We start from the raw sequence: 12,241 nt of genomic DNA, 5'->3' as shown, positions 1-12,241 counted from the left end.
TCGGAGCAGATTGCGGCGATAGCGACCGCGGCCCTATCGAGTGCCGAGAATTCGCTACACGAAAGAGATCGCCTCGGCGGCTTCGAGAATCTGCCGGAGTTCCAACAGCGCATTTTCGAGGATGTCGTCTGTCGCGGGATGACCGAGGCAGAGGCGAGTTCCGAGCGTCCCGCGATCGACCTGTTGCAAGGCACCCGGTGGGGCGATCGTGATTCCGGCCTGGGCCGCTTGCGTCACCAAGGCGATCAGCGTGCGTCCGGCGGGAATCGGAAGCCAGCGGTGAAATCCCGGTGTATCCGACATCGGTGTAAGCCAGGTGCCGAGCACGCGATCGGCAATCGCATTGCGTCGCGCCGCGGCAGCGCGTTTCGCATGGACTTGCCGCAGCAGATCGCCACTGTGAATCAGGCGGGCGACGACTTCCGCCATGATCGGCGAGGCCATCCATCCCGTTGCCCGCACCGCATTGATGGAACGGTCGCGAAATTGCTCCGGCACGATCATCGCCGCGATTCGCAAACCAGGCGCAAGGCACTTGGCGAAGCTCGTGACGTAAAAGCTGCGGTCGGGAATCAGCGTCGAGATCGGGGTGGGCGGTGAGGCGAACAAGAACGCATAGACGTCGTCTTCGAGAAAATAGGCGCGATGCTTTTGAACGACGTCGGCGATTTGCTGGCGACGTTCCAGCATCATCACCGTGCCCGTCGGCGTTTGCAGGCTGGGGGTCGCGAACAGCACGCGTGCGCCGGTTTCGGTAAATGCGCGGTCGAGCGCCTCGGGCAGCAATCCCTGCGCGTCGCCATCGACACCGTGGAGCCGGTATTCATTTTGCGCCGACAGCGCCACCATTCCGGAATAGGTGAAGCGTTCCGTCAGTACCGTCTCTTTCGGTGCCGCCACCATATTGAGCGCGATCGACAGCGCGTGCTGTCCACCATGGGTGATGAAGAGGTTCGCGGTCTCCGCCTTCATGCCGAATGCGGCAAGCCATCCTGCCATGATCTCGCGATGCGAGGGCAGGCCCTGGTGCGGCAGATAGCCGAGCAAGGGGCTTAGTGCGCCATCCACCAGGATTTCCGACAGCACCGATGCGATCAACTCGGCCTCGCCGGTCGAGGGAGGGACGTTGAGCGCGAGGTTGATCGTTGTCTGTGCGGTCGCTTTTGTATTCGCAGGCAGCCGGCGACGCTGAACGAATGTGCCGCGGCCGACCTCGCCCGAAATCAGGCCGCGTGCTTCGGCTTCCGCGTAGGCCCGTGAAACCGTCCCGACGCTGAGACCAAGCTGGTTTGCCATATCGCGTTGGGGCAGCAGACGGGTGCCAGGCTTCAGGATGCCGGTTTGAACGTCATTTTCGAGCGCCTGGACAAACGCAAGGTATCGAGGCCCGTCCATATCGGACAGAACGGGCAGCCAATCGCCTGAAGTAGAAGTAGAAGTTTGAGACACAATTGCCCCTCTGCACTAGGTCATATCGATTAGTGCAATCACATGATTGATGCAATACACGGCGGTAATGAGTGCACCTTATCCGCCGGACTATCGGATTTCGGATGAGGATATAGCAATTTTCATCGAATTGCGTGTCGAAAAAGCCAAATTGTTGCAGTGCATTCCAACAAATATGCCAAATTGAACTATTGTAAGTTTGACATTTGCCATCCCTTGGCTTTTATCGTCGCCGCAAGGGAGTGAACAGTGATCTACGAAATCCGAGTGTATGAAGCCTCCGATGGCCAAGCCGACGCCATGAAGGCGCGTTTCAAGAACGAGGTCGTCAAACGATTTCCGGGGCACGGCATCGAACTGCTGGGCGTGTTCGAATCGGCGACCGAAGCTTCGCGGCTGACCTATCTGACGCGATTCAAATCCGAAGATGATCGCACCAAGGCGTGGGCGGCTTTCGGCGCCGATCCGGAATGGCGCGCCATCAAGGCCGCCACCGAAGTGAACGGTCCGCTTCTCAAAAATCAGACGGTCTCGGTACTGTCGCCGGCGGTGGCCGGTTTGCTGCTGGCTTGAGCTGCCGATCGCGCCGGAAGGACGAACATGAAACCAGCGCCGTTTGAATATCTCCGGCCCGACTCGCTGGCTGAGACCTGCGCGATACTGGCTGCTGACGAAGACGCGCGCATCATCGCCGGCGGCCAGACGCTTATCCCGATGCTGGCGATGCGGCTCGCCCGCCCGACAAAGCTCGTCGACATCCTGCGTCTGAAAGAATTGCGGGGCATCCGCTTCGAAGATGATGCGATCGTGATTGGCGCCGTCACCCGCCAGGTCGAGGTCGAGCGAAACGAACTTGTTCATCGCAAGCTGCCATTGCTGATGAAAGCGCTGCCGTGGGTCGGTCATCCGCCGACCCGCAACCGCGGCACGGTCGGCGGTTCGATCGCCAATGCCGATCCTTCCGCCGAAATTCCGCTGATCGCGGTCACGCTCAGTGCCGAGATCGAAATCGCAAATCCGTCCGATCGAACCAGGATGCCGGCCGACGAATTCTTCATCGGGCCGATGCTGACGTCGGTGATGCCAGGTGATTGCGTCTGCGCGGTGCGCTTTCCGGTCTGGTCGCATCCGCAAGTCGGCACGGGATTCCATGAAGTCAGTGCGCGCCAGTCGGATTTTGCGTTCGTTGCTGCGGCCGCGCAGGTGGCGCTGGACGAATCCGGCCGTTGTCTCGATGCGGCGCTGGGCCTCGGTGGTGTCGGTGATCGCGCAATACGGATCGATGTTTCGCCGCTGATCGGCGAGAACATCGCGCACGTTTCGATCTCGGACATCGTTCGGGCTGCCACGGCCGATCTCGAAACAAGCTCCGATCTGCATGCGAGCGCAGCCTATCGCCAGCGCGTCGCCGCTGTACTTGGAACGCGGGCGCTTGAAGACGCTATCGCTGACGCACGTGCGGGCGGCGCTCAATCTGCCGAAGCGGTGATCCAATGAAAGTCAGCCTCAAGGTCAACGGCCGGCAACGTGAGGTCGATGTGGAGCCGCGCAAAACGCTGCTCGACACGTTGCGTGAGGATCTTCTGCTGGTCGGCAGCCACGCCGGTTGCGAGCACGGCGTTTGCGGCGCTTGCACCGTGCTGATCGACGGCGAGCCGTCGCGGGCGTGTCTGATGTTTGCGGTTCAGGCCGACGGCTACGACATCACGACCATCGAGGGGCTGGCGCCGGCACCGGGAGAACTGAGCGTCGTTCAGGACGCGTTCTGCGAGACCCATGGTCTGCAATGCGGCTATTGCACGCCGGGCATGATTCTCACGGCACAGGCGCTGCTCAATCACAACGACACGCCGTCGCGCGAAGATATCGTGGAGGCGATCTCAGGTAATATTTGCCGCTGCACCGGCTATGGACAGATCGTCGAAGCCGTCGAGTTCGCTGCCGATCGTTTGCGCAAGGCAAATGCGCCGCGCAGTGCCGGGGGGGCGCATCCCAACGAGGCGGTGGTCGATCCTGCGGCAAAATCCGATGCGCCGCGGGAGGGCATTCTCGAAGCGGCCCAAGCCGATACACCGCATGGAGGCCGCTCGTGAGCTCGCCGACGCTGCCCCTCAAATTTGTTTCTTCAAATCGCCGCGTTCGTGAGGACCGCCGCTTCGTCGCCGGTCAGGGCCATTACGTCGCCGATATCGCGCTGGAGGGCCTTCTGCACGTCGCGCTGGTGCCCTCGCAATATCCGGCGGCGCGCATTGTATCGATCAACGCGACCGAGGCGATGAAAATGCCCGGCGTGCATTATGCGCTGACAGGCGAGGAGCTCGTCAAGGCGACCGAACCGCTGATGAACGGATTGGATACGCCGAATGTGCGGCGCTTTCCGCTCGCCGTCGGGCAGGTGCGCTATGCCGGCGAATGGGTGGTGGCGGTGGTCGCCGAAACCCGTGCCCAGGCCGAAGATGCCGCGGAAAAAGTGCGGGTCGAATATGAGCCGCTGCCTTACGTGATCGATTCGGAAGAGGCGTTCGATCCGTCCAGCCCGCCCGTTCACGCGGCGCATGGAAGCAATGTGCTCTTGGATAAAACTTTTGTCTGGGGCGAGGTCGACAAGCATTTTGCCGAGAGCCCGCGTCATCTCTCGTTTCGGGTGGTCTGGGGCCGCAGTTCGACGGTGCCGATCGAAACCTTCGGCGTCGCGGCCAAATGGGATCCGTGGCGCGAAATGCTCGATGTCTGGGCCTCGATCCAGATGCCGAAATATCCCGATCAGATCGCCCGCTCGCTTCGCATCCCCGCTAACAATGTCAGGGTTCATCAGGACGTCGATGTCGGCGGCAGCTATGGCGTCAAGCGCGGCATCAAACAGACGGTAATCGCCTCGCATCTGGCGCGGGTGCTCGGACGTCCGGTTCGCCTGATCGAAGACCGCCTCGACAACATGCGGGCCGGCGACGCCCATGGGCCGGACCGGATTTTCGACGTCGATATCGCCTTCAATGACGATGGCATCGTTAAGTCGATGAAGATGCGCGCGCTCGACAATGTCGGCGCCTATGCGGGACGATCGCCGTTCCAGCTCGGCAAGCCGATCGGGGCGATCGTCGGGCCCTACAAGATTCAGAGCGTGCAATATCGCGCGGTCTCGGTCACCTCGAACAAGGCGGCGCAAGAGGCGGTGCGCGGTTTCGGACAGGCGCCGACCAACTATGCGATCGAAACCGCGATCGACAAGGTTGCTGCCGCTGTTGGGCTCGACCGGATCGAGGTCCGGCGTCGCAATTTCATCCGCAGCGACGAGTTTCCCTATCTCATCCCAAGCGGCACGCATTACGACAGCGGCGACTATCATACCGTGGTCGCCAAGGTGCTGGCGCATGCCGATTACGAGGGGCTGAAGCGCGAGCGCGATGCGCTGCGAGCGGCCGGACAATGCGCCGGGATCGGGGTTGCCGCATGTCTCGAGCCAAGCGGCGGCAATTCGTCCTTTGAACCGTTGCTGAACGAAAAGAATACGACCACCACCTGGATGGATTCTTGCCGCATCAATGTCGACGGCATGGGGTTTATCACCGCGACGATCCATACGACGTCGGCAGGGCAGGGCCATGAGACCCTGGCGGCGACCGTGATTGGCGAAGTCCTGGAGATTGATCCGGATTTGATCCGGATCGTGCGTCCGGATTCGCTCAACTGCCTGCCGTCGAACACGCCGGTTGGAAGCCGCATGGCGATCATGCTGGGCGGGGCAGCGTTCCATGCCGCGCACAAGCTCAAGGCCAAGATCGTGCGTCTTGCCGCGCACCAATTCGGATGCGTCGAAAAGGACGTCGTCTATGAGGGCGGCACAGTATCCAATGCGGCCTCGAAGAAGAAGCTGGCCTGGGCCGAGCACGTCAATATCGCGCATCGCAATTTCCATTTGCTGCCCGAGGGCATGGAGCCCGGCCTTGAAGTCACGCATGTGATGCAGGTGCCGACCGGCACCAAGCTGCCGGAAAACGGCCGGGTGCAGATGTACCCCTGCCATTCCTTTGAATTCCATCTGGTGCTGATCGCGTTCGATCCGCAGATCGGCAAGCCCACCATTCGTCGCTATGTGATCGGTCACGACTGCGGAACGGTCATCAACCCGCATATCGTCAAGGGGATGACGCTGGGCGGAATCGCGCATGGCATCGGCGCCGCGCTGCTCGAAGAATTCGTCTACGACAGCGAAGGCCAGATGCTGACGCAGAGCTTCATGGATTATCTGCTGCCGTCTTCACACGAGGTGCCGAAGGTCGAAATCGTGCATCACTGCACGCCGTCGCCGTTCACGGTCTTCGGTCAGAAGGGGTCCGGCGAAAGCGGCTATCTGGGATCGCCGGCAGCGATCTCCGGCGCCATCAATGATGCGGTCGCCTCGCTCGGAATTTCGTTCTCCAAGCTCCCCATCCGGATTGCGGCCATCAGCGATGCCATCGCAGCCGCGCAAGATTCGAAACCAAAGGTCCTGAAATGATCATCGATTGTCACGCTCATCTCGTTCCGCCGGCGCTGCTGGATGCCATTCGCGCCGACAAGGCCAGTTTCCCCTCCATCAAGCTGATCGAGGAAGGCGGCAGCCTCGGTTTTGCGTTTGCCGGCAACAAGCCGACCCGGCCGGTGTCGAAGCCGCTCAGCGACATCGCCGCGCGGCTGCAATGGCTCGACACCAACAAGATCGAGCGTCAGGTCGTCGGTGGCTGGCTCGACATGTTCGGCTATGAGGTTCCGGCTGAAGAGGGCGTTCGCTGGTCTCGCCTGATCAATACGCATCTGGCGAAGACGGCAAAGGAGCAGCCGCGATTCGTTCCGTTGGCGACCGTTCCGTTGCAGGACGGTGCGCTTGCCGCTGAAGTGCTGAAGGAAGCCCATACGCAAGGTTTCAAGGGCGCGATGATCGGCACTCAGCCGAAGGGCAAGGGCGGCGTGCTCGACGATCCCAGCCTGTTGCCGTTCTGGCAGGCGGCGAACGAGCTTGGCTCGATCATCTTTATCCATCCGGTATTCGAGAGCGGCGACGATCGCGTCCACGACTACGGAATGGCCAATGCGGTCGGGCGCATTACCGATACGCTGATCGCGATGTCGCGGCTGATTTACGCCGGCCATGTCACGCGCTTCAGCAACATCAAGATCGTTGCCGGCATCGGCGGTGCGGCATTGCCCTATGTGGTCGGCCGTTTGCGCCGGAACTACTCGCTCGACAAGGACAAGCTCGGTGATCCCGACGCCGCCCTGGCTGCGATGTACTACGACACCATCGTTCAGGACACCCGCGCGCTGCGATACCTCGCCGACGTGGTCGGCGCCGACCGCATCATGATGGGTTCGGACATGCCATTCCCGATCGGTGATCTCGCGCCGCTGAAGATCGTGCAGGAAACCTCGTTCACGGACAGCGAACGGGCGAGCATCAACGGCGGTCTTGTGCAAAAATTGTTCGGATTGTGAGGCAGGATCGTGAAGCTCGATATCGGTGGAAATGAAGCGATCCCGGCCTCGGTTGACGCGCTGTGGGTTGCGCTGAACGACCCCAAAGTGCTGATGCGCTGCGTTCCCGGCTGTAAGAGCATGACAGAGATCGGGTCTGATGCCTACAAGGTCGATATGCAGCTCCGCGTCGCCGCGGTAGGAGGTTCGTTCGAGGGCGAGATATCGCTGTCGGACAAGGATGCGCCCAAGACGTGCAGCATCAAAGTATCAGGCGCGGGAACGCTGGGTCACGGCAACGGCATCGCCCGTTTTGAAATCGAGCCAGATGGCGAGAACGGTTCTCGCCTGATCTACAAGGGTAACGGCGAAATCGGCGGCCTGGTGGCAGGCGTCGGGCAACGCATCCTCTCCAGCGTTTCGAAGCATCTGATCGGGCGTTTCTTCGTAGCCTTGAAAAAGGAATTCGAGGCGCCGATCAGCGGAGCCGCGGGATGAAATGACGCATCGCGTTGCTGAGCGCGGCGAGGAATAAGACAGGAGCCGCGCCTGAGGCGCGGCGCCTCGAAAGGCTGGGAGGGGAAGTGCAATGAAGCGAGTTAGCGTAGGTCTTGGTCTGCTGTTGCTGGCCGCGATGGGATCTTCATCGTCCGCTGAGGAATTGCAAAAACTCTCCATTGTCGTATTTGGAGCGCCGTCCCTCGGAGCCTTTTTGCCGCCGGTTATCAAGGCTCAAAAGCTCGATGAAAAGAACGGATTGTCGATTTCGTTCGAGGAGCGCACGCCGGACGCTTACACGGCGCAGTTCAATTCGGGAGAGTTCCAGATCGGCGGCAGCGCCTCGCTGCTGACGGTCGGTCTTGCCGATATCAGAGGCGTCAAAGTCACCTATCTTTTCAATTTGTTCGATTTCTGGGGCACCGTGGTCACCTCGCACCCCGAGATCAAATCGATCAAGGATCTGGAAGGCAAAGACCTCGCGGCAGCAAAGGGCACGACCAACTATGTGATGTTCGACTGGTTTGCCCGGCAATTGGGCGCGGATACCAGTAAATTCTCGGTCGTGAACACGGCCACTCCTGGCCTTGTCGGCTATGCGATCGCCGACCGCGCCACGGCGGTACAGCTTTGGGAGCCGGCCTACACGACGCTGCATGCCAAGAAGCCCGATATCAGGATGCTCGACCTCAAGATCGAGGAAAACTGGAAGAAGGCGACCGGCAGCAGCAACATCCCTTATCTCGGAGTTGCGGCCCATACCGACTGGGCGGAGAAGAACAAAAGCCTGATCCCGAAGCTCTATGCCGCTTACAAGGAAGCCGGCGAGTGGACGGTCGCTCACCCCGATGACGCGGCCAAACTGATCTCGCCAAAGGGAAGCGATGATGACCGCAAGGCGATCTCGGAACTGATCCGCGCCAACGACCGGCTCGGAATGAATATCCGAACGGCCGCCGAAGTCAGCAAGGAGATCAAATCGGTCTATGACGCCGGCAAGTCGATCGCCTTCCTGCCGTCGGATCCTTCGGCGTCGACGATTTACGACGGACCGATGAAATGACGATGCCGCAGGCCCAATCTTCATCGTCCTCGTCTGGGACGGCAAGCCGGAGCGCGGCCGTTGGCCGACGCGTGTTCTCCTATATTTTGCCGTTCGTCGTCGTGGCCGGGATCTGGCAGATTGCGTCGCTGTTTTTTCCACCATTTCTGTTTCCGTCACTGGTCGACGTCTTCAAGCGCTGTATCGGGATTTTCTCCGATTGGAGCGAATTCAGCGACGTGCTGGCGACCGTCGGCCGTATCCTGGCGGGCCTGGCCGGAGCCTTTATCGTCGGCGCCGCGCTCGCGGTCATGATGGCGCGCTCGCGCGCGGCGAATGAATTTCTCTCCCCGATCCTGACGCTGTTTCAGGGCATTCCGGCGCTGTCCTGGGTGGTGTTTGCGATCATCTGGTTTCACGGCATCGAGCCGCGGATCTTCTTCATTATGGTGATGACGACGCTGCCGGCGTTCACCTTTCAGGTGCTGAGCGCGCTGCAGGCCATGTCGCGCGATCTCATGGAGATGGTGATGAGCTTCCGCCCGACGCGCGCCAAGCTGTTCCGCACCATGATCATTCCCGCGATCCTGCCGGACATTCTCACGGCGTGGAAAGTCAATCTGGGAAATGCGTCGCGCGTCGTCGTCGTGGCGGAACTGGTCGGTGCGACCGGCGGGGTGGGATATGAATTGCTGCAGCAACAACAGGTGTTCGATATGGCCGGCGCGCTGGCCTGGACGCTGCAACTCGTCTTCTTCGTGCTGATCGCGCAGGGTGTGCTCACATTGATCGAGAACATCGCCTTCCGCTATCGTGCTGTATCGGAGCGAACGCTGTGACTTCCTCCGAACCGATTATCAGCCTGAAGCAGGTCTCGAAGAGTTTTGGCAAAGCCGGCGCGGCATCGTCCTATGTCGCCGTCGATGGGCTCGATCTACAGATCGGGCAGGGGCAGATGCTTGCCCTTCTCGGCAAGACCGGTTGCGGAAAATCGACCATCTTCAATATGATCGCGGGATTGACGGAGCCGACGTCAGGCATCGTGACGGTCGACGGCCGCAATCCATTCCGCGAATTCGACTCGTTCCGCGGCAGGATCGCCATCGTGTTTCAGAACGATCGGCTACTGCCGTGGCGCACGGCGATCCAGAATGTCGAACTCGGCCTCGAAATGCTCGATATTCCCGCGGAGAAGCGCCGGGCGACGGCGATGCAATGGCTGACCACGCTGGGATTGCGCGGGCATGAAAACGATTATCCGCATGCGCTGTCCGGAGGCATGCGGCAGCGTGTGTCGATCGCACGCGCTTTTGCAACCGACGCCAATATCCTTTTATGCGACGAGCCGTTTTCCGCGCTGGACGAGATGACGGGCCGTGCCCTGCGGGCTGAATTCGCCCGGCTGGTCAAGCAAAACGGCAAGACTGCCGTTTTCATCACCCATTCGATCAACGAGGCACTGGAGATCGGCGATCGGATCGTGGTGCTCAAGCGGCCGGCGAATATCGCGGTCGATCTGCCGCTGACGGCGGCAACGACGGATGTGGAAAAGGAAAAGATCCGCGGTCAAATCCAGGGCGTGCTGGCGGCATAGGTCGAGTGTTGGCTGCAAGCATGGCGTACCCGCGCGTGAAGCCGGTGGAGAGCGTGATGCGAAGATTGTTCGTTGCCGGTCTGGCCGCCCTGGGTGTGCTCGTCGCAGGGCAGGCCTCTGCCGAGGAATGGCCGACGCGGACCTTGACCATGATCAATCCGTTCGCCGCCGGCGGGCCCAACGATGTGCCGGCGCGCCTGTTCGCGCAACGGATGGGCGAGATATTGGGCCAGTCGGTGATCGTCGAGAATGTCGGCGGCGCCGGCGGCATGAACGGCGCCGAACGCGTGGCCAAGGCCCAGCCCGATGGCTACACGTTTTTGCTCGGGACGGTCGGTACGCAGGCACAAAACCAGACGCTCTACAAGAAGCCCGTCTACGACTCTACCAAGGATTTCGTCAGCGTGGGCCTGTTCCTGGAAGCGCCGCTGGTGCTGGTCGTGCGCAAGGACCTTCCAGCCAACTCGATGAAGGAATTCGTGGCCTACGCCAAGGCGAACGAGGCCAAGATGCAATTTGCATCGGCGGGCACCGGCTCGGCCATCCATCTCGGCTGCGCGCTGATGAATTCGGTGACGGGGCTGGATGTCACCCATGTGCCGTACCGCGGCGCCAACCCCGCGATGCAAGACCTTGTCAGCGGACGGGTGGACTACCTCTGCGATATCGTCACGACCGCCAAGCCGCAGATCGATGCCGGCACGGTGAAAGCCATCGCCGTCCTCAACGATACGCGCTCATCGGCCTTGCCTGATGTTCCGACGGCGATGGAGCAGGGGTTCGATATCAGGGCCTATACCTGGAATGCCTTCTTCCTTCCGAAGGGCACGCCGGAGGCGATTGTCGAGAAGCTCAATCACGCCATGGTCGAGGCAATGAAGACCCCGGCCATCCACGAGCGGCTCGATGCGGTAGGCCTCAAAATCGTCTCGGAAGATCGCGCCACGCCGGCCTACCTGGACAGCTTCGTGCAAAGCGAGATCGCGAAATGGGCCGACTTGATCAAGGCGAGCGGGATCAGCGTTGACTAACGGTTGGGAGACTTTGGCTGCGCCTTTGTCTCAGCCGTTGCGGAAGGTGTAACTATAACCGTTGAGGGCCGGGGCGCCGCCCAGATGGGCGTAGAGCACCTTCGAGCCCCTCGGAAAAAATCCTTTTTGGACGAGATCGATCATCCCCTGCATCGATTTTCCCTCGTAGACCGGGTCGGTCATCATTCCCTCGAGCTGGGCGGACAGGCGGATCGCCTGAACGGTCTCCTTGGACGGCACACCGTAGGCCGGATAGGCGTAGTCCTCCAGCAAGATGATGTCGTCGGCTGTAACGGCCTTGCCGCCGACCAGGGCTGACGTCTTCTGGGCAATGTCGAGCACCTGCGCCTTGGTCTGCGCCGGCGTATAGGAGGCATCGATCCCGATGACCTGGCGTTCGCGTCCATCAGCACCGAACCCAACCACCATGCCGGCATGGGTAGAACCGGTTACAGTGCACACGATGATGAAGTCGAATTTCATCCCCATCTGCTTTTCCTGCATCCGTACCTCCTCGGCGAAGCCCACATAGCCAAGGCCGCCGAATTTATGCACGGAAGCGCCCGCAGGAATGGCGTAGGGCTTGCCGCCCTTGGCCTTGACGTCTTCCAGCGCCGCGACCCAGCTGTCGCGGATACCGATGTCGAAGCTTTCATCCACGAGCTGGATATCCGCCCCCATGATGCGGGAAAGCATGATATTTCCGACCCGATCGTAGACCGCATCCTCGTGCGGTACCCAGCTCTCCTGGATCAGGCGACATTTCATCCCGAGTTTTGCCGCGACCGCCGCAACCATGCGCGTGTGATTGGACTGCACGCCGCCAATGGAGACCAGCGTGTCGGCGTTGCTGGCAATCGCATCGGGCACGATGTATTCGAGCTTGCGCAGCTTGTTGCCTCCAAAGGCAAGTCCGGAGTTGCAGTCTTCACGTTTAGCGAAAATCTCGACATCACGGCCCAAATACTTGGTCAACCGGGATAATTTCTCGATCGGGGTCGGGCCAAAGGTCAGCGGGTAGCGTTCAAACTTCGATAGCATCGCGGCAGCTTTCCGTGCGTGGTGACATCAATTACCCGGCCCGCCAGCAGCGTAATGACCGGTTATGGAATGTCCACCCTTAGGAAGAGACTGACGCGCTGGCCGAAATTGGCGCAACGAAAAAACTGGCGCCAA

The 12,241-nt window shown here is 60.8% G+C and carries 12 protein-coding genes; 10 read left to right on the top strand and 2 right to left on the bottom strand.

The annotated features are described in order from the left end of the window. Positions 1 to 54: 54 nt before the first annotated feature. Positions 55 to 1,395 (bottom strand): PLP-dependent aminotransferase family protein, encoded by a 1,341-nt coding sequence (locus BLV09_RS14265; RefSeq protein ID WP_146687782.1) that lies wholly within the window; start codon positions 1,393 to 1,395, stop codon positions 55 to 57. A 303-nt stretch (positions 1,396 to 1,698) separates the two neighbouring features. Here BLV09_RS14265 and BLV09_RS14260 point away from each other — a divergent pair, with 303 nt between their 5' ends. The 10 genes from BLV09_RS14260 (at position 1,699) to BLV09_RS14215 (ending at position 11,065) form a co-directional block, all read left to right on the top strand. Next, positions 1,699 to 2,022, top strand: coding sequence for an NIPSNAP family protein (locus BLV09_RS14260; RefSeq protein WP_146687781.1), 324 nt, complete (start codon positions 1,699 to 1,701; stop codon positions 2,020 to 2,022). A gap of 27 nt (positions 2,023 to 2,049) precedes the next feature. Further along, positions 2,050 to 2,946, top strand: coding sequence for an FAD binding domain-containing protein (locus BLV09_RS14255; protein ID WP_146687780.1), 897 nt, complete (start codon positions 2,050 to 2,052; stop codon positions 2,944 to 2,946). Beyond that, a complete protein-coding gene (locus BLV09_RS14250; protein WP_146687779.1) occupies positions 2,943 to 3,542 on the top strand; it encodes a (2Fe-2S)-binding protein in 600 nt (199 codons plus the stop codon). Before BLV09_RS14255 ends, BLV09_RS14250 begins: the two co-directional genes overlap by 4 nt. Next, positions 3,539 to 5,947 (top strand): xanthine dehydrogenase family protein molybdopterin-binding subunit, encoded by a 2,409-nt coding sequence (locus BLV09_RS14245; protein ID WP_146687778.1) that lies wholly within the window; start codon positions 3,539 to 3,541, stop codon positions 5,945 to 5,947. The genes BLV09_RS14250 and BLV09_RS14245 overlap by 4 nt, the downstream gene beginning before the upstream one ends. Further along, complete coding sequence (locus BLV09_RS14240) at positions 5,944 to 6,921, top strand: amidohydrolase family protein (RefSeq protein WP_146687777.1); 978 nt, start codon at positions 5,944 to 5,946, stop codon at positions 6,919 to 6,921. The genes BLV09_RS14245 and BLV09_RS14240 overlap by 4 nt, the downstream gene beginning before the upstream one ends. Positions 6,922 to 6,930: 9 nt before the next feature. Then, positions 6,931 to 7,398 carry an SRPBCC family protein gene (locus tag BLV09_RS14235; protein ID WP_167558724.1) on the top strand — a complete coding sequence of 156 codons (468 nt, stop codon included), beginning with the start codon at positions 6,931 to 6,933 and terminating at the stop codon, positions 7,396 to 7,398. 91 nt (positions 7,399 to 7,489) lie between these two features. Then, positions 7,490 to 8,461 carry an ABC transporter substrate-binding protein gene (locus tag BLV09_RS14230; RefSeq protein ID WP_146687775.1) on the top strand — a complete coding sequence of 324 codons (972 nt, stop codon included), beginning with the start codon at positions 7,490 to 7,492 and terminating at the stop codon, positions 8,459 to 8,461. Positions 8,462 to 8,532: 71 nt separating this feature from the next. Further along, positions 8,533 to 9,279, top strand: a complete 747-nt coding sequence (locus tag BLV09_RS14225; protein WP_167558723.1) for an ABC transporter permease — start codon at positions 8,533 to 8,535, stop codon at positions 9,277 to 9,279. After that, complete coding sequence (locus tag BLV09_RS14220; RefSeq protein WP_100380459.1) at positions 9,276 to 10,034, top strand: ABC transporter ATP-binding protein; 759 nt, start codon at positions 9,276 to 9,278, stop codon at positions 10,032 to 10,034. The genes BLV09_RS14225 and BLV09_RS14220 overlap by 4 nt, the downstream gene beginning before the upstream one ends. Before the next feature lie 56 nt (positions 10,035 to 10,090). Beyond that, positions 10,091 to 11,065, top strand: coding sequence for a Bug family tripartite tricarboxylate transporter substrate binding protein (locus tag BLV09_RS14215; RefSeq protein ID WP_167558722.1), 975 nt, complete (start codon positions 10,091 to 10,093; stop codon positions 11,063 to 11,065). Positions 11,066 to 11,095: 30 nt separating this feature from the next. Here the strand turns inward: BLV09_RS14215 and BLV09_RS14210 are convergent, their stop codons facing one another. Beyond that, positions 11,096 to 12,106, bottom strand: a complete 1,011-nt coding sequence (locus BLV09_RS14210) for a 1-aminocyclopropane-1-carboxylate deaminase (RefSeq protein ID WP_146687772.1) — start codon at positions 12,104 to 12,106, stop codon at positions 11,096 to 11,098. Positions 12,107 to 12,241: the final 135 nt, after the last annotated feature.

It is taken from the genome of Bradyrhizobium canariense (genome assembly GCF_900105125.1).
In the GTDB taxonomy this organism is placed as follows: Bacteria; Pseudomonadota; Alphaproteobacteria; order Rhizobiales; family Xanthobacteraceae; genus Bradyrhizobium; species Bradyrhizobium canariense_A.
Note: the sequence above shows the minus strand (reverse complement) of the source record. Positions and strands in the feature narration are given on the sequence as shown.